The organism is Streptomyces sp. NBC_00289 (genome assembly GCF_041435115.1).
Lineage (GTDB): Bacteria > Actinomycetota > Actinomycetes > Streptomycetales > Streptomycetaceae > Streptomyces.
In genome coordinates, this window is sequence record NZ_CP108046.1 from 8,333,456 (window position 1) to 8,357,940 (window position 24,485).

Annotated in this window: 16 protein-coding genes, 3 rRNA genes and 1 riboswitch; of the genes, 15 read left to right on the top strand and 4 right to left on the bottom strand. The window is 66.7% G+C overall.

Annotated features, from left to right (window positions below; all coding sequences use genetic code 11):
* A complete protein-coding gene (locus tag OG985_RS37735; RefSeq protein ID WP_371672862.1) occupies positions 1-2,367 on the bottom strand; it encodes a TIM-barrel domain-containing protein in 2,367 nt (788 codons plus the stop codon).
* Between the two features lie 213 nt (positions 2,368-2,580).
* Here OG985_RS37735 and OG985_RS37740 point away from each other — a divergent pair, with 213 nt between their 5' ends.
* Both OG985_RS37740 and OG985_RS37745 read left to right on the top strand, forming a co-directional pair.
* Entirely contained in the window at positions 2,581-4,548 is a 1,968-nt protein-coding gene (locus tag OG985_RS37740) for an acetoacetate--CoA ligase (protein WP_371672864.1), read from the top strand.
* A 77-nt stretch (positions 4,549-4,625) separates the two neighbouring features.
* Positions 4,626-5,513: a hypothetical protein gene (locus OG985_RS37745; RefSeq protein ID WP_371672865.1), complete on the top strand. Its 888-nt coding sequence runs from the start codon at positions 4,626-4,628 to the stop codon at positions 5,511-5,513.
* A gap of 85 nt (positions 5,514-5,598) precedes the next feature.
* On the opposite strand, the gene ptsP is transcribed toward OG985_RS37745, so the two are convergent.
* Together ptsP and OG985_RS37755 are read right to left on the bottom strand one after the other, a co-directional pair.
* The gene (ptsP, locus tag OG985_RS37750) at positions 5,599-7,269 is read right to left on the bottom strand and encodes a phosphoenolpyruvate--protein phosphotransferase (RefSeq protein ID WP_371672866.1); all 1,671 of its coding nucleotides are present in this window, start codon (positions 7,267-7,269) and stop codon (positions 5,599-5,601) included.
* Between the two features lie 79 nt (positions 7,270-7,348).
* The gene (locus OG985_RS37755) at positions 7,349-7,798 is read right to left on the bottom strand and encodes a PTS glucose transporter subunit IIA (RefSeq protein WP_371672867.1); all 450 of its coding nucleotides are present in this window, start codon (positions 7,796-7,798) and stop codon (positions 7,349-7,351) included.
* Between the two features lie 565 nt (positions 7,799-8,363).
* Here OG985_RS37755 and OG985_RS37760 point away from each other — a divergent pair.
* The 13 genes from OG985_RS37760 (at position 8,364) to OG985_RS37820 (ending at position 23,834) form a co-directional block, all read left to right on the top strand.
* Positions 8,364-9,889 (top strand): 16S ribosomal RNA (locus OG985_RS37760).
* A 318-nt stretch (positions 9,890-10,207) separates the two neighbouring features.
* A 23S ribosomal RNA gene (locus tag OG985_RS37765) occupies positions 10,208-13,331 on the top strand.
* Positions 13,332-13,417: 86 nt separating this feature from the next.
* A 5S ribosomal RNA gene (rrf, locus tag OG985_RS37770) occupies positions 13,418-13,534 on the top strand.
* Together the 16S, 23S and 5S rRNA genes form the textbook arrangement of a ribosomal RNA operon.
* A gap of 109 nt (positions 13,535-13,643) precedes the next feature.
* Positions 13,644-14,264, top strand: a complete 621-nt coding sequence (locus OG985_RS37775; protein ID WP_371672868.1) for a CDP-alcohol phosphatidyltransferase family protein — start codon at positions 13,644-13,646, stop codon at positions 14,262-14,264.
* 102 nt (positions 14,265-14,366) lie between these two features.
* Positions 14,367-16,862, top strand: coding sequence for a sugar phosphate nucleotidyltransferase (locus OG985_RS37780; protein WP_371672869.1), 2,496 nt, complete (start codon positions 14,367-14,369; stop codon positions 16,860-16,862).
* A gap of 167 nt (positions 16,863-17,029) precedes the next feature.
* Positions 17,030-17,866, top strand: coding sequence for a DUF881 domain-containing protein (locus OG985_RS37785; RefSeq protein ID WP_371674607.1), 837 nt, complete (start codon positions 17,030-17,032; stop codon positions 17,864-17,866).
* Positions 17,863-18,195 (top strand): small basic family protein, encoded by a 333-nt coding sequence (locus OG985_RS37790; RefSeq protein WP_006134295.1) that lies wholly within the window; start codon positions 17,863-17,865, stop codon positions 18,193-18,195. The genes OG985_RS37785 and OG985_RS37790 overlap by 4 nt, the downstream gene beginning before the upstream one ends.
* A gap of 5 nt (positions 18,196-18,200) precedes the next feature.
* On the top strand, positions 18,201-19,073 hold the full coding sequence (locus OG985_RS37795) for a DUF881 domain-containing protein (RefSeq protein ID WP_371672870.1): 873 nt from the start codon (positions 18,201-18,203) through the stop codon (positions 19,071-19,073).
* A 61-nt stretch (positions 19,074-19,134) separates the two neighbouring features.
* Positions 19,135-20,091 carry an FHA domain-containing protein gene (locus OG985_RS37800; protein WP_371672871.1) on the top strand — a complete coding sequence of 319 codons (957 nt, stop codon included), beginning with the start codon at positions 19,135-19,137 and terminating at the stop codon, positions 20,089-20,091.
* 18 nt (positions 20,092-20,109) lie between these two features.
* Positions 20,110-20,847, top strand: coding sequence for a MerR family transcriptional regulator (locus tag OG985_RS37805; RefSeq protein ID WP_371672872.1), 738 nt, complete (start codon positions 20,110-20,112; stop codon positions 20,845-20,847).
* Between the two features lie 83 nt (positions 20,848-20,930).
* Positions 20,931-21,404 (top strand): bifunctional nuclease family protein, encoded by a 474-nt coding sequence (locus OG985_RS37810; protein WP_356045943.1) that lies wholly within the window; start codon positions 20,931-20,933, stop codon positions 21,402-21,404.
* A 264-nt stretch (positions 21,405-21,668) separates the two neighbouring features.
* Positions 21,669-22,313 (top strand): MerR family transcriptional regulator, encoded by a 645-nt coding sequence (locus OG985_RS37815; RefSeq protein WP_371672873.1) that lies wholly within the window; start codon positions 21,669-21,671, stop codon positions 22,311-22,313.
* A gap of 66 nt (positions 22,314-22,379) precedes the next feature.
* Complete coding sequence (locus OG985_RS37820; RefSeq protein ID WP_371672874.1) at positions 22,380-23,834, top strand: DNA polymerase IV; 1,455 nt, start codon at positions 22,380-22,382, stop codon at positions 23,832-23,834.
* Here the strand turns inward: OG985_RS37820 and OG985_RS37825 are convergent.
* Positions 23,756-24,127, bottom strand: a complete 372-nt coding sequence (locus tag OG985_RS37825; RefSeq protein ID WP_371672875.1) for a PRC-barrel domain-containing protein — start codon at positions 24,125-24,127, stop codon at positions 23,756-23,758. The two genes, OG985_RS37820 and OG985_RS37825, sit on opposite strands and share 79 nt — an antisense overlap.
* Before the next feature lie 114 nt (positions 24,128-24,241).
* Positions 24,242-24,336, top strand: a riboswitch (glycine riboswitch).
* The last annotated feature ends 149 nt before the right edge of the window (positions 24,337-24,485 follow it).

The window sequence follows — 24,485 nt, forward strand, 5'->3', positions numbered from 1 at the left end:
TCAGCCCTCCCCACGCCCGCGGACCCGCACCGGGTAGGGAGGCTCGCTCAGACCGTCCACACCCTCCCGCTCGACGACCACCCGGTCACCCTCCCACCGGGACACGTAACGCTCGATCTCCGGCTCGTCCCACCCGTCGCCCGCGTCCGGCGCCACCAGACCCGCTCCGGTCCGGCCCCGGGCGGGCGCCCACACCTCCAACTCCAGACCGCCGTCGTCCCCGCCCACGGGGAGGACGGCGCCCGCGCGCGCGAGCACCGGAATCCGCGACAACGGGGCGTCCACGAGCACCTGGCCCGGCCCCTCGTACGCCTGCCCGGTGGCCGTGTCGTACCAGCGCCCGCGCGGCAACTGCACCGCACGCCGGTCCGCGCCCGGACCGAGCACCGGCGCCACCAGCAGACAGTCGCCCAGCAGGAACGTGTCCTCGCAGTCACGCAGCGCACGGTCCTCGGGCGCGGACCACCACACCGGGCGCACATAGGGCGCTCCCGTGCGCCGGGCCAGATGCGCCAGGGTCAGCAGGTACGGCGACAGCCGCCGACGCTCGACGAGCGCCACGCGCGCGTGCGCCAGCACCTCGTCGCCGAACTCCCACGGCTCCCTGCGCCCCGCCCGCGCACGCGCGTACGTGCGGAACAGCGGCAGATACGCACCCAGCTGCAACCACCGCAGATACAGCTCCGGGGACGGACTCCCGTCGAAGCCGCCCACGTCCGGCCCCGAGTACGGCACCCCGCACAGCCCCAGCCCCATGACCAGCGACAGCGAGGCCCGCAGACCGGGCCAGCCCGTGGCCACCTCACCGGACCAGGTACCCCCGTAGCGCTGCAGGCCGGCCCACCCGGAACGCGAGAGGACGAAGGGCCGCTCCTTGGGCGCCAGTTCGCGCAGCCCCTCGTAGGCCGCCATGGCCATGCACAGCGCATGGACGTTGTGGGCCTCGCGGTGATCACCACCCCGCCCCTCCAGCCCGTGCCGGGCCGACCGCGGCAATGTCGGCTCCCCGAAGGCGGTGAAGGACGTGGGTTCGTTCCTGGCGTGCCAGAAGCCCGAGAACCCCTGTGTGAGCCGCTCCTCGTACAGCTCGCCCCACCATCGCCGCACGCGCGCGTGCGTGAAGTCCGGAAAGACCACCTCCCCGGGCCACCCGACCCCCCGCACGACCCGACCCGAGGCGTCCCGCACGAAGACGTCCTCGGCCGTTCCGCTGTCGTACACGTCGTCGCCCGGCGCGACGCCGACCGCCGCGTCGACGACCGACACCAGTCGGATCCCGTCCCCCCGCAGGTCCGCGGCAAGCTGCGGCAGCTTGGGAAAACGCTCCTTGTCCACGGTGAACACCCGGTGAGCGTCGTAGTGGTCGATGTCCAGATGAACGGCGTCGAGCGGCAGGCCGCGCTCCTGGTAGCCCGTCACGATCCGCCGTACCTCCTGCTCGGTGCCGAAGCCCCGGCGCCCGTGCTGGTGGCCGAGCGCCCACACGGGCGGCAGCGCTGGCGCACCCGTCAGCGAGGTCCAGGCATGCAGCACGCGCGCGGGAGTGCCCACCACCGCCCAGCAGCGCATCGGGCCGCCGTCCATCCGCAGCTCGCACGTCCCGGCCCGGTCGTGCCCGGAACCGGCACCCTCCTCGCCCTCCCGCAGCGTCACCCCGCCGTCCCACGAGGTGTCGTGGAACAGCAGATGCGTGCCCGCGTCGGCCACCACCAACTGGACCGGCATCGTGAGGTACAGCGGATCGTCGTCTGGACCGAAGGCGCGACCGGGGTCCGAGTTCCACAGCCGGTACGTGCCGTTCCTGAGCCGCGGGCCGGAGGCACGCCCCCCGAGCCCGAAGAACCGGGCGTCCGCGGCCACCTCCGAGCGCTGCATCCAGCGCGCCACCCCGCCGCCCACCGGCTCCCACCACCGGGGCGGCAGCTCCCGGCGCAGGGTCACACCGCCGGGCGTACGCACCTCCAGCGCGCCGTGCCGCGAGACGACCACGGTCACCCGTTCGGCCACGACCCGCCAGCCACCGTCCTTGTCCGGCTCCAGAACCGCGCGCGGATCCGCCTCGGGACAACCGCCCGCGAGCGCGTACGACGGTTCCGGGCCCGCTCCGTCCCAGCCCCAGAAGACGGCCCCGTTCACCGCGACGACGATCCGCAGCTCGGACCGGCTGAATCGGACGATGCCACCCCCGGGCGCGGGTTCGACGTCCCTGACGGGCCCGGGCACCCGAGCCCGCTCCGCACCCCGGGCCGGAAGCCCGGAGGCATCGGCACGCTTCGTCCGCCACGCGGCCCGTACGGTACGCAACCCCTGACTCACCCCCGCGGAACCGACCGCCTTCACCGAACGCACCAGGTCACGACCGTCCATGCTGCTCACCCTGCCATCGACCGCCGCACGCGCGGGTGTCGTTCAACTTCCGTTCACCCGTGCCGGGACCACATCTTCACGACGTGGACTATGTGGGGCCCGCCCTGGTGCAGAAGTCGATCACATGGCATCGTCCGTGTCAGCCGCGTCACGCGCACACCCCAGCCCGTGCGCGCCAGACGCACACCACGCGCACAGTCCGGGAGCCGCCCCATGTCGACCGTGAACCCCCAGCCGCTCTGGCAGCCAGATCCGGAACGCATCGCGCAGGCACAGGTCACCCGATTCCAGGCCTGGGCCGCCGAGCACCACGGCGCCCCCTCCGAGGGCGGATACCCGGCCCTGCACCGCTGGTCCGTCGACCACCTGGACACGTTCTGGAAAGCCGTCACGGAATGGTTCGACGTACGGTTTTCCACCCCCTACGCGCGCGTGCTGGGCGACCGCTCGATGCCCGGCGCCCAGTGGTTTCCCGGAGCCACCCTCAACTACGCGGAACACGCGCTGCGCGCGGCCGCCACCCGGACGGACGCACCCGCCCTGCTCCACGTCGACGAGACGCACGAGGCACGCCCGGTGACCTGGTCCGAGCTGCGCCGCCAGGTCGGCTCCCTGGCCGCCGAACTGCGCGGGCTGGGAGTGCGCCCCGGCGACCGCGTCAGCGGCTACCTGCCCAACATCCCCGAGGCCGTCGTCGCCCTCCTCGCCACGGCCGCCGTCGGCGGCGTCTGGACGTCCTGCGCCCCCGACTTCGGCGCCCGCAGCGTCCTCGACCGCTTCCAGCAGGTCGAACCGGTCGTCCTGTTCACCGTCGACGGCTACCGCTACGGCGGCAAGGAGCACGACCGCCGCGACACCGTCGCCGAACTCCGCCGCGAACTGCCCACCCTGCGCGCCGTCGTCCACATCCCTGTCCTGGGCACCGAGGCTCCCGAAGGAGCCGTGGAGTGGTCGGCCCTGACCGCCGCCGACACGGAGCCCGTCTTCGAGCAGGTGCCCTTCGACCACCCCCTGTGGGTGCTCTACTCCTCAGGCACCACCGGCCTGCCCAAGGCCATCGTCCAGTCCCAGGGCGGCATTCTGATCGAGCACCTCAAACAGCTCGCCCTGCACTGCGACCTCGGCCCCGAGGACCGCTTCTTCTGGTACACCTCGACCGGCTGGATGATGTGGAACTTCCTCGTCTCCGGCCTCCTCACCGGGACGACGCTCGTTCTCTACGACGGCAGCCCGGGCTACCCGGACACCGGCGCCCAGTGGCGGATCGCCGAACGCACCGGGGCCACCCTCTACGGCACCTCGGCCGCATACGTCATGGCCTGCCGCAAGGCGGGTGTGCGCCCGGCACACGACTTCGACCTCTCCCGGGTCCGGTGCGTCGCCACGACCGGATCGCCGCTGCCACCCGACGGCTTCCGCTGGCTGCACGACGAGGTCCGCGACGACCTGTGGATCGCCTCCGTCAGCGGCGGCACCGACGTCTGCTCCTGCTTCGCCGGAGCCGTACCGACCCTGCCCGTCCACATCGGCGAACTCCAGGCACCCGGCCTCGGCACCGACCTCCAGTCCTGGGACCCGAACGGCCGGCCCGTGGTGGACGAGGTCGGCGAACTCGTGGTCACCAACCCCATGCCGTCCATGCCGATCCGCTTCTGGAACGATCCCGACGGCAGCCGCTACCACGACAGCTACTTCGACACCTACCCCGGCGTGTGGCGCCACGGCGACTGGATCACGGTCACCTCCAGAGGCTCGGTGGTCATCCACGGCCGCTCGGACTCGACACTCAACCGACAGGGTGTGCGCATGGGGTCGGCCGACATCTACGAAGCGGTGGAACGCCTTCCCGAGATCAGGGAATCCCTCGTGATCGGCATCGAACAAGCCGACGGCGGCTACTGGATGCCCCTCTTCGTACACCTGATTCCCGGCGCGTCCCTCGACGAGGCCCTCCTGACCCGCATCAAGCAGACCATCCGCGAACAGCTCTCGCCGCGCCACATCCCCGACGAGATCATCGAGGTGCCCGGTATCCCGCACACCCTCACCGGCAAGCGCATCGAGGTTCCGGTGAAACGCCTTCTCCAGGGCACACCCCTGGAGAAGGCGGTCAACCCGGGCTCCATCGACAACCTCGACCTGCTGCACTTCTACGAGGAACTGGCCCGCAAGCGCGCCTGACCCACTGACCCCGATGCCGTTGTCAGTGCCGCCGATTACTGTGAGTGAGCATTGATCGACCGTTTTCAGGGGGAACCATGGCGCACACCGACCACCAGACCATGCGGCGCGTCCTGCGCCGCGAAATCGCCGGCACCATCGGACTGCTCACCGACGAGCACGACTTCCGCGCGATGCGGCGCTACCGAAGCTTCACCTTCGACGACCACACGACGTATCTGCAACAGGTGGAAGCCCTCCTCAGGACCCGGGCCTCCCAGGGCAGCCACACCACGGTGACCCTGTTCGACCCACAGGAGTACGCCGAGTTCTGCACGAGTTCCGGACTCGACCCCGACATTCCCTCCAGCCGCACCCGCTTCACGGCTGAACTGGCCACCACCGGACCCACCGTCCCCTACGACGGTCGGCCACTCTCCGACCTCGTCCCCGACCTCGTCGACGAGGCCATCCGCCAGGCCACCTGGGAGTACGCGTCCACACTCCTGGCCCGACTCGGTGCCTGCGCCTCCTGCGGCGAGGACTTCGGCCGCGCGGCCTTCGCCCGGGCCTCCGACCTCCTCGTCCGCATCCTGGAGACGGCTCAGCCCGGCAACCGACACCTCGTCTGCAGCGTCTCCGGCACCCCGGAGACACTCGTAGCCGTCCTCCACGCCGACGACGACAGCGACGGGGTCACCCAGCTCGACGAGGCCGAAGCCCTCGAGTTCACCACCGTGCTGGCCCTCGGCCTCGGGATCCGCGGTCCAGGAGGACTGGTCATGCGAACCAGCGCCCCCGGCGCCACCGACCGCATCTACGGCTGGCGCATGCGGGGCAGCCTCGAGCCCCTCACGGCGGGAGAGGTGTTCGACGCCTACTGCACCGACGTGGACTCCGGGGACCTCATCTCACCGGAGTCGGACGTCGACTACTGCGTGCCACCTGACCTCGGAGCGCCGGGACCGGCGTCCCACCAGCACTGAAAGGCCACAGAGCCGACATGCCGAAGGGGCGCCCCACGCGCAAGTGGAGCGCCCCGAGGACCGGCAACCGCTCGACCGCGAACCGCTACTCGCCGGACAGCACGGCCTGAGCCGCGGTGCGCGCCTCCTCCGCACTGTCCGTCGCTCGCGCGGCAGCCGCCGCCCGCTCGCACTGCGTCAGCGTGTACTTCGCCAGCGCCGCCCGCACATAGGGAATGGACGCGGCCCCCATGGAAAGAGAGGTGACACCGAGACCGGTCAGCACACACGCGAGCAGCGGGTCGGACGCGGCCTCGCCGCAGACCCCACAGCTCTTGCCCTCGGCCTTCGCCGCGTCGGCGGACAACGCGACCAGGTCGAGCAGCGCGGGCTGCCACGGGTCCTGCAGACGGGACACCGCACCCACCTGACGGTCGGCGGCGAAGGTGTACTGCGCGAGGTCGTTGGTGCCGAGCGACAGGAACTCGACCTCCTGCAGAATCGAGCGCGCCCGAAGCGCGGCCGACGGAATCTCCACCATCGCGCCGAACTTCGCGTGCAGACCCGCCTCACGGCAGGCCTGCGCGAACGCCTTGGCGTCGGCCCGGTCGGCCACCATCGGGGCCATGACCTCGAGGTGAACCGGCAGCCCCTCTGACGCCTTGGCGAGCGCGCTCAGCTGGGTGCGCAGCACCTCCGGGTGGTCGAGCAGCGTCCGCAGACCGCGCACACCCAACGCCGGGTTCGGCTCGTCGGCGGGCGTCAGGAACTCCAGCGGTTTGTCCGCACCCGCGTCCAGCACCCGCACGACGACACGCCCCTCAGGGAACGCCTCGAGAACCTTGCGGTAGGCCTCGACCTGCTTCTCCTCCGACGGCGCGTTCTTGCTGTCGTCGAGGAAGAGGAACTCGGTGCGGAAGAGACCGACACCCTCGGCGCCGGCCTCGACCGCGGCCGGCACGTCCGCCGGACCGCCGACGTTGGCCAGCAACGGCACCTTGTGACCGTCTGAGGTGGCACCCGGCCCGGTCGAGGCGGCCAGGGCGGCCTTGCGCTCCGCGGCCGCGCTTTCCAGCTGCGCCTTCTTCTCCTCGCTGGGATTCACGAAGATCTCACCGGAGCTGCCGTCCACGGCGATCATCGTGCCCTCGGCGAGCTCACCCGCACCCGGCAGCGCCACCACCGCGGGCACACCGAGCGCCCGCGCCAGAATCGCGCTGTGGCTCGTGGGGCCGCCCTCCTCGGTGACGAAACCGAGAACCAGCGTCGGGTCCAGCAGCGCCGTGTCGGCGGGAGCCAGATCACGAGCGATGAGAACGTACGGTTCGTCGCTGTCCGGAACGCCCGGCATCGGCACCCCGAGCAACCGGGCGACGATACGATTCCGCACGTCGTCGAGATCGGCCACGCGACCGGCGAGGTACTCACCGGCACCCGCCAGCAGGGCGCGGTACGCGGCCAGCGCGTCGTACACCGCCCGCTCGGCCGTGCTTCCCACAGCGATACGCCGATCCACGTCCGCCATCAACTCGGGGTCCTGGGCCATCATGGCCTGCGCCTCGAGCACCGCCTGGGCCTCACCACCCGCCAGATTGCCGCGGGCGATCAGGTCGGCCGCGACCGCTTCCACCGCCTTGCGGGCGCGCCCCTGCTCACGCTCCGCGTCCTCGGCCGGAATCTGCTTGGCAGGCGGCTCGAGCACCGCCGTTCCCATGTGCCGAACCTCGCCGATCGCCACACCGTGGCTCACGCCGACGCCTCGCAGCGTTGTCTCCATCTCACCCGTCTCCGATAGTGCAGCGGGTCCCGCCGCTGTGGTGGTTGTCCCTACATGCCGTCATACGACGGCTCTGACGTCACTTCCAGAGGAAGAGACTGTCCCCGGCCTTCACCTCGCCGCTGTCGCGGAGCTCGGAGAGGGCATCGGCAGTCGCCTCGAGTGCCACGATCGGGCACACCGGGGACTTGCCGGCGGCCTCGACCGCGGCCGGGTCCCAGCGCACCACGCTCTGACCGCGGGTCACGGTGTCGCCCTTGTTCACGAGCAGTTCGAAACCCTCGCCGTTGAGCTGCACGGTGTCGATACCCAGGTGGGTGAGCACACCGTGCCCCTTGTCGTCGACGACGACGAAGGCGTGCGGATGGAGAGAAACGATCACTCCGTCCACGGGCGAAACAGCCTCGGAGGGCTCACGCACGGGGTCGATGGCTGTGCCGGGGCCGACCATGGCGCCGGAGAAGACCGGATCCGGCACAGCGGCAAGGCCGATGGCGCGTCCGGCAAGCGGGGACGTCACGGTGGTCATGGGAAACCTCCCAGGGGTGGAGAGTCATAGGGGCCGTCGCTGCCTGTGCCGGACGGCGCACTGTGCAGCAGGCTATGTCACATCGAGTGACGGTTCCGACTGATGATCCCAGTAAGTGGTCTAGACCACAACCCCAATGGATTTGCACCGCCTTCGGAGCCGCGTGTACAGTCGTACTCCTGCTTGAGGCCGAGCGGCGCTCCAGAGCGTCCTTGCTCAGCAGCACCCAAATTTGTCAGATCCTATCTCGGGGTCACTTTCTGCATGCTCGCAGGATGGTGGTCAGGGGGCCGGAAAAACACTGATAGAGTTTGGAACACCGAAGGGAAGCGCCCGGAGGAAAGCCGCGAGACAGTGTCTCGGGTGAGTACAAAGGAAGCGTCCGTTCCTTGAGAACTCAACAGCGTGCCAAAAATCAACGCCAGATATGTTGATACCCCGTCTCCGGCCGTCTGGTCGGGGCGTGGTTCCTTTGAAGTAAACACAGCGAGGACGCTGTGAACGGCCGGGCTTATTCCGCCTGGCTGTTCCGCTCTCGTGGTGTCATCCCGATTACGGGACAACATTCACGGAGAGTTTGATCCTGGCTCAGGACGAACGCTGGCGGCGTGCTTAACACATGCAAGTCGAACGATGAACCACTTCGGTGGGGATTAGTGGCGAACGGGTGAGTAACACGTGGGCAATCTGCCCTTCACTCTGGGACAAGCCCTGGAAACGGGGTCTAATACCGGATAATACTCCTGCAGGCATCTGTGGGGGTTAAAAGCTCCGGCGGTGAAGGATGAGCCCGCGGCCTATCAGCTTGTTGGTGAGGTAATGGCTCACCAAGGCGACGACGGGTAGCCGGCCTGAGAGGGCGACCGGCCACACTGGGACTGAGACACGGCCCAGACTCCTACGGGAGGCAGCAGTGGGGAATATTGCACAATGGGCGAAAGCCTGATGCAGCGACGCCGCGTGAGGGATGACGGCCTTCGGGTTGTAAACCTCTTTCAGCAGGGAAGAAGCGAAAGTGACGGTACCTGCAGAAGAAGCGCCGGCTAACTACGTGCCAGCAGCCGCGGTAATACGTAGGGCGCAAGCGTTGTCCGGAATTATTGGGCGTAAAGAGCTCGTAGGCGGCTTGTCGCGTCGGTTGTGAAAGCCCGGGGCTTAACCCCGGGTCTGCAGTCGATACGGGCAGGCTAGAGTGTGGTAGGGGAGATCGGAATTCCTGGTGTAGCGGTGAAATGCGCAGATATCAGGAGGAACACCGGTGGCGAAGGCGGATCTCTGGGCCATTACTGACGCTGAGGAGCGAAAGCGTGGGGAGCGAACAGGATTAGATACCCTGGTAGTCCACGCCGTAAACGGTGGGAACTAGGTGTTGGCGACATTCCACGTCGTCGGTGCCGCAGCTAACGCATTAAGTTCCCCGCCTGGGGAGTACGGCCGCAAGGCTAAAACTCAAAGGAATTGACGGGGGCCCGCACAAGCAGCGGAGCATGTGGCTTAATTCGACGCAACGCGAAGAACCTTACCAAGGCTTGACATCGCCCGGAAAGCATCAGAGATGGTGCCCCCCTTGTGGTCGGGTGACAGGTGGTGCATGGCTGTCGTCAGCTCGTGTCGTGAGATGTTGGGTTAAGTCCCGCAACGAGCGCAACCCTTGTTCTGTGTTGCCAGCATGCCCTTCGGGGTGATGGGGACTCACAGGAGACTGCCGGGGTCAACTCGGAGGAAGGTGGGGACGACGTCAAGTCATCATGCCCCTTATGTCTTGGGCTGCACACGTGCTACAATGGCAGGTACAATGAGCTGCGATACCGTGAGGTGGAGCGAATCTCAAAAAGCCTGTCTCAGTTCGGATTGGGGTCTGCAACTCGACCCCATGAAGTCGGAGTTGCTAGTAATCGCAGATCAGCATTGCTGCGGTGAATACGTTCCCGGGCCTTGTACACACCGCCCGTCACGTCACGAAAGTCGGTAACACCCGAAGCCGGTGGCCCAACCCCTTGTGGGAGGGAGCTGTCGAAGGTGGGACTGGCGATTGGGACGAAGTCGTAACAAGGTAGCCGTACCGGAAGGTGCGGCTGGATCACCTCCTTTCTAAGGAGCATCTAGGCCGCCAGGCATTGTCTGGTGGTCCAGGGCCATTACGTCGGCATACGTTCGACGGTGGTTGCTCATGGGTGGAACGTTGATTATTCGGCCGGTTTTCCGGGTCGGAGGCTGCAAGTACTGCTCGCAAGAGTGTGGAAAGCATGATCTTCGGACGGGATGCGGTCGGGCACGCTGTTGGGTATCTGAGGGTACGGCCGATTGTTGGCTGCCTTCAGTGCCGGCCCCGGTGAAAATCTGCTTCGGCGGGTTGTGACGGGTGGTTGGTCGTTGTTTGAGAACTGCACAGTGGACGCGAGCATCTGTGGCCAAGTTTTTAAGGGCGCACGGTGGATGCCTTGGCACCAGGAACCGATGAAGGACGTGGGAGGCCACGATAGTCCCCGGGGAGTCGTCAACCAGGCTTTGATCCGGGGGTTTCCGAATGGGGAAACCCGGCAGTCGTCATGGGCTGTCACCCATACCTGAACACATAGGGTATGTGGAGGGAACGCGGGGAAGTGAAACATCTCAGTACCCGCAGGAAGAGAAAACAACCGTGATTCCGGGAGTAGTGGCGAGCGAAACCGGATGAGGCCAAACCGTATACGTGTGAGACCCGGCAGGGGTTGCGTATGCGGGGTTGTGGGATCTCTCTTTCACAGTCTGCCGGCTGTGAGGCGAGTCAGAAACCGTTGATGTAGGCGAAGGACATGCGAAAGGTCCGGCGTAGAGGGTAAGACCCCCGTAGTCGAAACGTCAACGGCTCGTTTGAGAGACACCCAAGTAGCACGGGGCCCGAGAAATCCCGTGTGAATCTGGCGGGACCACCCGCTAAGCCTAAATATTCCCTGGTGACCGATAGCGGATAGTACCGTGAGGGAATGGTGAAAAGTACCGCGGGAGCGGAGTGAAATAGTACCTGAAACCGTGTGCCTACAAGCCGTGGGAGCGTCGCGCATTGAGTTTACTCAATGCGTCGTGACTGCGTGCCTTTTGAAGAATGAGCCTGCGAGTTTGCGGTGTGTTGCGAGGTTAACCCGTGTGGGGAAGCCGTAGCGAAAGCGAGTCCGAACAGGGCGATATAGTAGCGCGCTCAAGACCCGAAGCGGAGTGATCTAGCCATGGGCAGGTTGAAGCGGAGGTAAGACTTCGTGGAGGACCGAACCCACCAGGGTTGAAAACCTGGGGGATGACCTGTGGTTAGGGGTGAAAGGCCAATCAAACTCCGTGATAGCTGGTTCTCCCCGAAATGCATTTAGGTGCAGCGTCGTGTGTTTCTTGCCGGAGGTAGAGCACTGGATAGGCGATGGGCCCTACCGGGTTACTGACCTTAGCCAAACTCCGAATGCCGGTAAGTGAGAGCACGGCAGTGAGACTGTGGGGGATAAGCTCCATGGTCGAGAGGGAAACAGCCCAGAGCATCGACTAAGGCCCCTAAGCGTACGCTAAGTGGGAAAGGATGTGGAGTCGCACAGACAACCAGGAGGTTGGCTTAGAAGCAGCCACCCTTGAAAGAGTGCGTAATAGCTCACTGGTCTAGTGATTCCGCGCCGACAATGTAGCGGGGCTCAAGCGTACCGCCGAAGTCGTGTCATTCATACACATATCCCCAACGGGAGTATGGATGGGTAGGGGAGCGTCGTGTGCCGGGTGAAGCCGCGCCGGAAGGCAGTGGTGGACGGTTCACGAGTGAGAATGCAGGCATGAGTAGCGATACACACGTGAGAAACGTGTGCGCCGATTGACTAAGGGTTCCTGGGTCAAGCTGATCTGCCCAGGGTAAGTCGGGACCTAAGGCGAGGCCGACAGGCGTAGTCGATGGATAACCGGTTGATATTCCGGTACCCGCTGTGAAGCGTCAAACATTGAACCAGGCGATGCTAAGTCCGTGAAGCCGTTCCGGACCCTTCGGGGAAAGGAAAGTGGTGGAGCCGACGGACCAGACCTGCAGTAGGTGAGTGATGGGGTGACGCAGGAAGGTAGTCCATCCCGGGCGGTGGTTGTCCCGGGGTAAGGGTGTAGGACGTTGTCTAGGTAAATCCGGACAGCACATAGTCTGAGACCTGATGCCGAGCCGATTGTGGTGAAGTGGATGATCCTATGCTGTCGAGAAAAGCCTCTAGCGAGTTTCATGGCGGCCCGTACCCTAAACCGACTCAGGTGGTCAGGTAGAGAATACCGAGGCGTTCGGGTGAACTATGGTTAAGGAACTCGGCAAAATGCCCCCGTAACTTCGGGAGAAGGGGGCCATCACTGGTGATCCGATTTACTCGGTGAGCTGGGGGTGGCCGCAGAGACCAGCGAGAAGCGACTGTTTACTAAAAACACAGGTCCGTGCGAAGCCGTAAGGCGATGTATACGGACTGACGCCTGCCCGGTGCTGGAACGTTAAGGGGACCGGTTAGTGCGCTTTCGGGCGTGCGAAGCTGAGAACTTAAGCGCCAGTAAACGGCGGTGGTAACTATAACCATCCTAAGGTAGCGAAATTCCTTGTCGGGTAAGTTCCGACCTGCACGAATGGCGTAACGACTTCTCGACTGTCTCAACCATAGGCCCGGTGAAATTGCACTACGAGTAAAGATGCTCGTTTCGCGCAGCAGGACGGAAAGACCCCGGGACCTTTACTACAGTTTGATATTGGTGTTCGGTTCGGCTTGTGTAGGATAGCTGGGAGACTGTGAAGCTTGGACGCCAGTTCAGGTGGAGTCGTCGTTGAAATACCAGTCTGGTCGTGCTGGATGTCTAACCTGGGTCCGTGATCCGGATCAGGGACAGTGTCTGATGGGTAGTTTAACTGGGGCGGTTGCCTCCTAAAGAGTAACGGAGGCGCCCAAAGGTTCCCTCAGCCTGGTTGGCAATCAGGTGTTGAGTGTAAGTGCACAAGGGAGCTTGACTGTGAGACCGACGGGTCGAGCAGGGACGAAAGTCGGGACTAGTGATCCGGCGGTGGCTTGTGGAAGCGCCGTCGCTCAACGGATAAAAGGTACCCCGGGGATAACAGGCTGATCTTCCCCAAGAGTCCATATCGACGGGATGGTTTGGCACCTCGATGTCGGCTCGTCGCATCCTGGGGCTGGAGTCGGTCCCAAGGGTTGGGCTGTTCGCCCATTAAAGCGGTACGCGAGCTGGGTTTAGAACGTCGTGAGACAGTTCGGTCCCTATCCGCTGCGCGCGCAGGAATATTGAGAAGGGCTGTCCCTAGTACGAGAGGACCGGGACGGACGAACCTCTGGTGTGCCAGTTGTCCTGCCAAGGGCATGGCTGGTTGGCTACGTTCGGGAGGGATAACCGCTGAAAGCATCTAAGCGGGAAGCCTGCTTCGAGATGAGTATTCCCACCCCCTTTGAGGGGTTAAGGCTCCCAGTAGACGACTGGGTTGATAGGCCGGATCTGGAAGCACCGTAAGGTGTGGAGGTGACCGGTACTAATAGGCCGAGGGCTTGTCCTCAGTTGCTCGCGTCCACTGTGTTGGTTCTGAAACCACGAACAACCCCGTTGTGCCACACAACGGTGCGGTTGTCTGTTTCATAGTGTTTCGGTGGTCATAGCGTGAGGGAAACGCCCGGTTACATTCCGAACCCGGAAGCTAAGCCTCACAGCGCCGATGGTACTGCAGGGGGGACCCTGTGGGAGAGTAGGACACCGCCGAACTCCTTTTAAAGCTCTGGTTCTTGGGCATGCAGCCCAGGAACCAGAGCTTTTTTGCGTTGAGGTAGGGTCAGGGGGCATCGTCGGCACATTTCCCACAGGAGGCTCCCGGGTGGAGGTCCAGGAGACCCGCGTCCAGACGGACCGGGTGCTCACCATCCCCAATATCCTCAGCATGGCGCGGCTCCTTGGTGTGCCGCTCTTCCTGTGGCTGATCCTCAGGCCCGAGTTCGGTGGCCCCAAGAGTGACACCTGGGCGCTTCTGGTGCTGATGCTGAGCGGGATCAGTGACTACCTGGACGGCAAACTCGCGCGCCGTTGGAACCAGATCAGCAGCCTCGGCCGGCTCCTCGACCCCGCGGCCGACCGGCTCTACATTCTCTCGACTTTGGTCGGTCTCACCTGGCGGGAGATTCTGCCCATCTGGTTGACCGCTGCACTTCTGGCGCGAGAGCTCGTCCTGCTGGTGATGGTGGCCATCCTCAGGCGCCACGGCTATCCGCCCCCACAGGTGAACTTCCTGGGTAAGGCCGCCACCTTCAACCTGATGTACGCGTTCCCGCTGCTCCTCATCAGTGACGGGAGTGGATGGCTCTCGTCACTCGGTGCTATTTTCGGATGGGCGTTCGCCGTATGGGGTACAACGCTGTACTGGTGGGCAGGAGTCCTCTACGTAGTACAGGTCCGCCGGCTGCTCCGTGCGGACCCCATGCCGATTGACCCCGCCCATTGATCCGCCCGTAGGGGCTCGATGGCCCGCCGCGGCAAAGTGCGGGACAATAGGGACGGGTGCAGTCGGCCAGACTGTCGTCTCTCAGAGGAGGACGCTTCCGACATGAAGGCCGTCGTGATGGCCGGAGGCGAAGGCACACGCCTTCGTCCCATGACCTCGAGCATGCCCAAGCCGCTCCTGCCGGTGGCCAACCGGCCGATCATGGAGCACGTTCTGCGGCTGCTCAAAAGGCATGGGCTCAACGAGACCGTCGTTACCGTCCAGTTCCTGGCCTCGCTGGTCAAGAACTACTTCGGTGACGGCGAGGAGCTCGGCATGGAGCTCACCTATGCCAACGAGGAGAAGCCACTCGGTACCGCCGGAAGCGTCAAGAACGCCGAGGAGGCGCTGAAGGACGATGCCTTCCTCGTCATCTCCGGTGATGCCCTGACGGACTTCGACCTCACCGAGCTCATCAACTTCCACAAGGAAAAGGGTGCGCTGGTCACCGTCTGCCTGACGCGGGTGCCCAATCCGCTGGAATTCGGCATCACCATTGTCGACGAAGAGGGCAAGGTCGAGCGCTTCCTCGAGAAGCCGACCTGGGGGCAGGTGTTCTCGGACACCGTGAACACCGGCATCTACGTGATGGAGCCCGAGGTCTTCGACTACGTCGAAGCCGATACGTCCGTCGACTGGTCCGGTGATGTCTTCCCGCAGTTGATGAAAGAGGGCAAGCCGGTCTTCGGCTATATCGCGGAAGGCTACTGGGAGGACGTCGGCACCCACGAGAGCTATGTGAAGGCGCAGGCCGACGTCCTGGAGGGCAAGGTCGACGTCGAGATCGACGGATTCGAGATCTCTCCCGGCGTGTGGGTGGCCGAGGGTGCCGAGGTGCATCCCGACGCCGTTCTGCGCGGTCCCCTCTATATCGGGGACTACGCGAAGGTCGAGGCCGGTGCCGAGATTCGTGAGCACACCGTGGTCGGCTCCAACGTCGTCGTGAAGAGTGGCGCGTTCCTGCACAAGGTGGTCGTGCACGACAACGTGTACGTCGGGCAGCACAGCAACCTGCGCGGATGCGTCATCGGCAAGAACACCGACATCATGCGCGCGGCCCGGATCGAGGACGGCGCGGTCATCGGTGACGAGTGCCTGATCGGTGAAGAATCGATCGTGCAGGGCAACGTGCGGGTCTACCCGTTCAAGACCATCGAGGCCGGCGCGTTCGTGAACACGTCGGTGATCTGGGAGTCCAGAGGACAGGCGCATCTCTTCGGTGCCCGAGGCGTGTCCGGGATCCTGAACGTGGAGATCACGCCGGAGCTGGCGGTGCGTCTCGCCGGGGCTTACGCGACCACGCTCAAGAAGGGCTCCACCGTCACCACGGCCCGTGACCACTCCCGTGGTGCTCGTGCGCTCAAGCGGGCGGTCATCTCGGCGCTGCAGGCCAGCGCCATCGACGTACGGGACCTCGAGAACGTACCGTTGCCCGTCGCCAGGCAGCAGACCGCTCGGGGCAGTGCCGGCGGCATCATGATCCGCACGACGCCGGGCGTGCCGGACTCGGTCGACATCATGTTCTTCGACAGTCAGGGCGCCGATCTGTCGCAGGGCAGCCAGCGCAAGCTGGACCGGGTCTTCGCGCGGCAGGAGTACCGGCGGGCCTTCCCCGGCGAGATCGGGGATCTGCACTTCCCGGCCAGTGTCTTCGACTCGTACACCGGGTCGCTGCTGCGGAACGTCGACATCACCGGGATCTCCGAGTCGGGGCTCAAGGTCGTCGTCGACGCCTCGAACGGCAGCGCGGGGCTGGTGCTGCCCAGTCTGCTCGGCAAGCTCGGGGTTGACTCGCTGGTCATCAACCCGGGCCTGGACGAGTCCCGGCCGACCGAGACGACCGACGCGCGTCGGTCGGGGCTGGTGCGGCTGGGGGAGATCGTGGCATCGGCGCGGGCCGCGTTCGGCGTGCGGTTCGACCCCGTGGGCGAGCGGCTGTCGCTGGTCGACGAGAAGGGGCGGATCGTCGAGGACGACCGTGCGTTGCTCGTCATGCTCGACCTGGTGGCCGCGGAGCGGCGCAGCGGGCGGGTGGCACTGCCGGTGACCACCACCAGGATCGGGGAGCAGGTCGCGGCGTACCACGGGACGCAGGTGGAGTGGACGACGACCTCGCCCGACGATCTCACCCGGGTCGGCCGTGACGAGACCACGATCTTCGGTGGTGACGGCAAGGGCGGCTTCATCATCCCGGAGTTCAGCAGCGTCTTCGACGGCGCGGCGGCCTTCGTACGACTGATCGGGCTGGTGGCGCGGACGCAGCTCACGCTCAGCCAGATCGATGCGCGGATCCCGCGGGCGCACGTCATCAGGCGGGACCTGGCGACTCCGTGGGCCGTCAAGGGACTCGTGATGAGGCGGGTCGTGGAAGCGGCCGGCGATCGCTTTGTCGACACGACCGACGGTGTGCGGGTGGTGGAGACCGACGGGCGCTGGGTGATGGTGCTGCCCGACCCGGCCGAAGCCGTCACGCACCTGTGGGCCGAGGGGCCGGACGACGCCTCCGCGCAGGCTCTGCTCGATGAGTGGGCGGCGGTCGTGGACAGCGCGGGTCGCTGAAACACGGATCACACGCGCGTGCCGGACAAGTGTCCCCAAGGGGGCCTGTCCGGCACGCCGGTGGGGCCATTCGGAGGTACCGGTCGCGGCGTGCGACGATGTGCGGCATGCCGCAGCAGCCCCCCGTTCGGAGCACACCCGCGCGCGCCTCGCGCCCGGACGCGTCCATGTCGCTGCTCACCAATGTCATGGACCACAGCCTCGACGAGGGCTACGCCGAGGCAGCCGCCCGGAGGAAGGCGGCGGGCGGCGGCGGCATGCCGAAGACCCTCAGTGCGAAGCTCGGTCTGGCCGCCGGCCTGGTGCTCGCGGCGCTGGTCGTGACCGTCGGCGCGGCGCAGGCGCGCGTCGCGGCTCCCGTCGTGGCCAAGGAGCGCGAGGAGCTGATCGACCGCATCGACCGTGAGACCGAGGCGGCGGACAAGCTCGAGGGAACCGTCGACACCCTGCGCGACGATGTGAGCGCGCGGCAGCGCGCGGCGCTGAAGGAGACCGGTGACACCGACCGGTCGTCCCTGGTAGGCATCCTGTCGGGCGCCACGGAAGTGCGCGGCCCCGGGGTGAAACTGGTCGTGAACGACGCCAAGGAAGCCACTACGGGCGGCGACGGCGACCCGCGCGAGACCTCCGGATTCTCCGACACCGGGCGGGTGCGCGACCGTGACATGCAGCGCGTGGTGAACGGACTGTGGGAGTCGGGCGCCGAGGCCGTGTCCATCAACGGGCAGCGGCTGACGGCGCTGTCGGCGGTCAGGGCCGCGGGTGACGCGATACTGGTCGACAACAAGCCACTGGTTCCGCCTTACACGGTGCTCGCCGTGGGGGACGGCAAGAGGCTGAGCACCAGGTTCCAGAACAGTGCCGACGGGCTGTATCTGCATGCCCTGCAGGAGAACTACGGCATCCGGACCGGCATCTCGGTGGAGAGCGACCTCCGGCTGCCCGCCGCACCGAGTGTGATCGTACGTACAGCGCAGCCGAGAAATGAGAAGGGCACATCGTGATCGCCGTACTGGGCCTCATCGTGGGAGTGGTGGCCGGCCTGTTGGTCCGGCCCGAGGTTCCGGCGGTCGTCGAGCCGTACCTTCCGATCGCCGTCGTGGCGGCGCTCGACGCCGTCTTCGGTGGTCTGAGGGCCATGCTCGACGGCATCTTCGACGACAAGGTCTTCGTGGTGTCGTTCCTGTCCAACGTCGTGGTGGCCGCGCTGATCGTGTTCCTGGGCGACAAGCTGGGCGTGGGAGCCCAGCTGTCCACGGGCGTCGTCGTGGTCCTCGGCATCCGCATCTTCTCCAACGCCGCGGCGATCCGCCGGCACGTGTTCCGGGCGTGAGGGCGATGAGCGACACCGACAACGAGAACGACAACAACGACAACGACAACAACGACGAGACTCCCGAGAACCGGCTGCGACGCGAGCTGCCGGAGGAGGTGCCGTCGTCCGCGTCCGCTGACGCGCCCACGGACGGGCCGCAGGCGGAACCGGGGCTCACCGGCCGGCAGCGGCTGGCGAACGGTGTGTGGCCGCCGCGCGTCACCAGGGCCCAACTCATCGTCGCCGTGCTGCTGTTCGGCCTCGGTTTCGGGCTGGCCGTCCAGGTGGCGTCGAACAGTGACAGTGACAGTGCCCTGCGCGGCGCACGCCAGGAAGATCTCGTGCGCATCCTCGATGAACTCGACGACCGTACGCAGCGTCTTGCAGACGAGAAGCAGGGACTCGAGAAGCAGCGGGACGAGCTGGAGAACAGCTCGGACCAGGCGGAGGAGGCCCGTAAGCAGACGGTCGAGAAGGAGGGGCAGCTCGGCATCCTGGCGGGCACGGTGGCCGCGGAGGGTCCCGGCATCACGATGACCATCGACGACACGAAGGCGACGGTCAAGGCGGACATGCTGCTCGACGCGATCCAGGAACTGCGTGCGGCGGGTGCCGAGGCGATCCAGGTGAACGGCGTGCGTGTCGTCGCGGGCACGTTCCTGTCCGACTCCGACAACGGTGTGAGCGTGGACGGGAACAAGATCAACGCCCCGTATCGTTTCAAGGTCATCGGCAAGCCGCAGGACCTCGAGCCGGCGCTGAACATCCCGGGAGGCGTGGTGCAGACTCTTGAGAAGGAGCAGGCCACCGTTACCGTGGAGCGGGCGGACAAGATCGTCGTGGACGCCTTGCGAGCTGCGAAGCGGCCTGACTACGCTCGGTCGTCCTCCCGGTGAACCGCGGGTGCATGCGGGACGTCGGGCGAGGGCATGAGGTTGCGGGGGGTCGGCGCACCGAATGGGTGGTGCGTGGTGGAAACTGTCTGGTGGATACGGACGTTGTGAGGATGTCCGGGTCGACCGGTGTGTTCAATCAGGGTTCGTCCTGCCCCACGGGCGGGTCTGTTTCGGTCAAGGGGAATCGCCCGTGAAGTTGTTTGCGAAGTTGTTCGGCAAGAGCGCGCGCGAGGGTGGCGACAACGCGACCGCTCGTCATCGCGCACAGCCTGACGCGGAAGGCCAGCGTCCGCTGTTCCGGGACCAGCTCTCCGGTCAGGGGGGCGACGTTTCCGGAGGTCAGGGCGCGCCGTCTGTTGACCCTGCCCAGTCCGGCGGCATAGGTTTCGGGCAACCGTCAACCTCAGGTACGGGTGGAGAGTTTCACGGTCCGTACGCGTCCAACGCCCCGTCGGGGCAGCCGCGGCAGGAGGATCCGTCGATGTCGGCCCTGGTGTGTACGAGGTGCGGCAACCGCAATGCGGAGAACAGCCGCTTCTGTTCCAACTGCGGCGCGCCGCTGCGGGCCGGGGCCACGCCCGAGCGCCCGTCGGAGACGACGTCCACCATCTCCATCTCCGGTCTCGAGGCCTACGACGCCGAGGCCACCGGCCAGACGCAGATGCCGATGCTCTCTCCGGAGGCCCAGGCGGCGGTCGACGCCCTTCCTCTCGGGTCGGCGCTCCTGGTGGTGCGCCGCGGACCCAACTCGGGCAGCCGTTTCCTGCTGGACGGCGAGCTGACCACGGCGGGCCGTCATCCGCAGAGCGACATCTTCCTGGACGACGTGACGGTCTCCCGTCGGCACGTGGAGTTCCGCCGTAGTCCGGACGGCTCGTTCACGGTCGCCGACGTGGGCAGCCTGAACGGCACGTACGTCAACCGTGAACGGATCGACCAGGTCGCTCTGTCGAACGGGGACGAGGTGCAGATCGGCAAGTACCGGCTGGTCTTCTACGCGAGCCAGCGGGGCTACTGACCCTCCCAGGGAAGGTCCATGCTGCAAACACCGAGCGGCGGTGTCGGGCACGGCGCCGCCGCCGCGGACAGCGGGCTGATGAGCATCGGCACGGTGCTGAACGTGCTGCGCGACGAGTTCCCCGAAGTGACCATCTCCAAAATCCGTTTTCTGGAGTCGGAGGGGCTCGTCGAGCCGCAGCGGACCCCGTCGGGGTATCGCAAGTTCACCGCCGACGACGTCGAGCGCCTCGGCCATGTACTGCGGATGCAGCGGGACCACTACCTGCCGCTGAAGGTGATCCGCGAGCATCTGGACGCGATGGAGCGCGGTGAGGCCGTCCACCTGCCCACCGTGGGCCGCCAGCGAGACGGTGAGCCCGTCCTGGAGCCCTCCGACGCGCCGACGGCGGCCCGGATCGGACGGGCCGAGCTGCTGGCCGCCGCCGTGATCGAGGAGCGGGACCTTCAGGAGTGGGAGTCGTACGGACTCATCGCCCCGCTGCCGGACGGGGCGTACGACGCCGAGACGGTGACGGTGGCGTCGCTGATCGCCGAGCTGGGGCGGTTCGGAATCGAGCCGCGGCACCTGCGGGTGATGAAGGCCGCCGCGGATCGTGAGGCCGGCCTGGTGGACCAGGTGGTGGCTCCGCTGAGACGCCACCGCAATCCGCAGACCAGGACCCACGCGGAGGCCCGCACCAGGGAACTCGCGGGGCTCACGGTGAAGCTGCACGCGGCGCTGGTGCAGACCGCGCTCGGTGTACGGCTGCCCTGACGGGCCGGGCTGCGGAGGCGGGATCGGCCGCCCGTTCCGGGCCCGACTACCCAAACGTCCCGGGCACGGCCTAGGGTTGCTGTGTGAACGAGCTCGATGTCGTAGGTGTCCGGGTCGAAATGCCCTCCAACCAACCGATCGTGCTCCTGCGTGAAGTGGGAGGCGACCGCTACCTCCCCATCTGGATCGGACCGGGGGAGGCGACGGCCATCGCCTTCGCCCAGCAGGGCATGGCCCCCGCGCGACCGCTGACCCACGACCTGTTCAAGGACGTGCTGGAGGCCGTCGGCCAGGAGCTCACCGAAGTACGCATCACGGATCTGCGTGACGGCGTCTTCTACGCGGAGCTGGTCTTCGCCAGCGGCGTGGAGGTGAGCGCGCGCCCGTCCGATGCCATAGCGCTGGCGCTGCGTACGGGGACGCCGATCTACGGAAGCGACGGTGTGCTCGACGACGCCGGCATCGCCATTCCCGACGAGCAGGAGGACGAAGTGGAGAAGTTCCGCGAGTTCCTCGACCAGATCTCCCCCGAGGACTTCGGCAGCAGCAGCCAGTGAGGCGTGGCGGCCCGGCGCCTTGGTGGCGGGCCGGTCGACGACTGGAGCTCCGGTCGGTAACTGCTCAAATGCCGGTATTTGCCAGCGGCGCGTGAGAGCGTCCTGCGGCCCGCTCCGAGCACATTCGGCTAGCCTTTCCCCGCGGTGAGGTGCGGGAAACCACTCCTAGGGTGATTATCACTCGGCGTGCCGAGTGTGGCGATCGTTGACGCACCCCTGGTGACTGCCTACCGTCGAGAAGGCAGGTCAAGGACGGAGGTCGGCGTGAGAAGCAGCGGCGACGGTACGGCTGGGGGTGCTCCCGGACGCAGTCTCGGGGCGAGCGGTCCGTACCCGCTTCACAGCAGCGCGGCCGATCACGCTCCGCAGCGACCGGCGGCGGTGCCGAGCAGCGGAGGGGCGACGTCCATGGCGTCCGAGGAGATCGGCTACCGAGGCCCGACGGCCTGCGCGGCCGCCGGCATCACCTACCGGCAACTGGACTACTGGGCGCGCACCGGGCTCGTGGAGCCGAGCGTGCGGCCCGCGCACGGGTCGGGGACGCAGCGTCTCTACAGCTTCCGGGACGTCGTGGTTCTGAAGATCGTCAAGCGTTTCCTCGACACTGGGGTGTCCCTGCAGAACATCCGCACCGCGGTCCAGCACCTCAGGCAGCGGGGGTTCAGCGATCTGGAGCGCATGACGCTGATGAGCGACGGCGCCACGGTCTACGAGTGCACCTCGCCCGACGAGGTGCACGCGCTGCTCCAGGGCGGCCAGGGCGTGTTCGGCATCGCGGTCGGCGTGGTGTGGCGGGACGTCGAGAGCGCGCTCTCGCAGCTGCACGGAGAGCGGGTCGACACCGGCGAGACCCTCGTCGGGCACAACCCGGCGGACGAGCTGGCGCGGCGGCGCAACCGGGCGGTCTGACCGCGTCCTCCTCGTCCGGCGCCGGGTGGGACGGCATTGTCAGTGGCGTAGGGCAGCATCGGAGATGTGAGAACCGCGCCCACGATCCTGCATCTCGACATGGATGCCTTCTTCGCCTCGGCGGAGCAGGCGTCCAAGCCGAGTCTGCGCGGGAAGGCCGTCGTGGTGGGCGGGCTGGGGCCGCGCGGGGTGGTGGCGACCGCGTCGTACGAGGCCCGGGTGTTCGGCGTCCATTCGGCGATGCCGATGGCCCAGGCCCGGCGGCTCGCTCCGAACGCCGCGTATCTCGTGCCTCGCTTCGCGTTCTACCGGTCGATCAGCGAGCAGGTGATGGGGCTCCTGCGTGCCCTGTCGCCGCTGGTGGAGCCACTCAGCCTGGACGAGGCGTTCGTGGATCTGGAGGCCGGGGGAGAGGCCTGGGACGATGCTTCGGCCCGGCTGGTGGGGGTGCGGCTGCGCGCCGACATACGCACCTTCACCGGGCTCACGGGATCCGTGGGACTCGCGGCCTGCAAGATGCTCGCGAAGATCGCCTCCGAGCAGGCCAAGCCGGACGGTCTGGTGCTGATCGAACCGGGTACCGAGCGGGCTCTGCTGGGTCCCATGTCGGTGCGGACGCTGCCGGGGGTCGGGCCGGCGACCGGCGACCATCTGCGGCGGGCCGGGATCACCACGGTCGCCGAGATCGCCGAGGCGGGCGAGGACGAGCTCGTACGACTGCTGGGCAAGTCCCACGGGCACGGGTTGTACGCCATGGCGCTGGCGCACGACGAGCGGCCCGTGGTGGCCGAGCGGGAGACGAAGTCGGTGTCGGTGGAGGACACCTACGACGTGGACATCCACGACCGGGTTCGGGTGGGTCTGGAGGTGCAGAAGCTGGCGGGCCGCTGTGTGCGGCGGCTGCGGGAGGCCAACCTGTCGGGGCGGACCATCGTGCTCAAGGTGCGGCGGTACGACTTCTCCACGCTGACCAGGTCCGAGACCCTTCGCGGGCCCACCGACGACCCGGCGGTCGTACGGGAGGCGGCGGCCCGGCTGCTGGACTCGGTGGACACGACGGGTGGGGTCCGGCTGCTGGGTGTGGGCGTCACGGGGCTCGCCGACTACACGCAGGAGGATCTGTTCGCCCAGGCGGCGGGGGAGCGGGCGGAGGATGCGGCGGAGGACAGTGAGGACGGGCCGGTGGTGGAGGGGGAGGCGCCGGTCGAACGGCGGTGGCCCGCGGGTCACGACGTGCGGCACGCCGGGTACGGGCACGGATGGGTGCAGGGCAGCGGTCTGGGCCGGGTCACCGTGCGGTTCGAGACGCCCGACTCGGTGCCGGGCCGGGTGCGGACCTTCCGGACCGACGACCCGGACCTGGAGCCGGCGGACCCACTGCCGCTCGTGCCGAGCGTGCCCGTCGCGCCGCGAAGACCCGGCGGGCCGGACGTCCCGGTGCCTCAGGACTCGTCCGAGCCTGCCAGCTTGCCGAAGTCGTGGTCGGGGAACGGTGGAGGCTCGGCCACGTCCAGTCCGTAGTGGTGGTAGAGCTGGAGTTCCTGTTCCGGTGAGAGGTGCCGGCCGACGCCGAAGTCGGGGGCGTCTCTGATCAGGGCACGTTTGAACGGGACGTGCAGGGTGCCCTCGATCAGCTTGCTGGGCTCCAGGGGCACGAAGGCGTCCCTGCTGAACAGTCCGGTGCGTATGGCTGCCCACTCCGGTACCCCGGTCGCGTCGTCGAGGTACACCTCGTCGATCGTGCCGATCTTGGTCCCGTCGCGGTCGAACGCCTTGCGGCCGATCAGGTGGCGCGGATCGATGTCGGTCTGCACGGGCCCTCCATGTGGTCGCAACCCATCCCTAAGCACTACAAAAGAGCACTTTCGAGGAGGTGGCCACTCGAAAGTACGGGCGTTGACCTCGCTGGTAGGCTGGCAAGCGGCTGCTGACCCTGTGCGGGAGAGTCCTCCAGACATCGTGGAGGCGCCGAAGGAGCAAATCCTCCCCGGAATCTCTCAGGCCCCCGTACCGCACGGACGAGGTCACTCTGGAAAGCAGGGCGGATGTCTAAGGCTTCCGTCCTCACCGACGGTGAAAGCCGGGAGTGCCTGCGGGCGGCCCGGTGAAGCTCTCAGGTTGAGATGACAGAGGGGGAGGCCGTCGGGGTACCCGTGCCGGGGTACCCCTCGA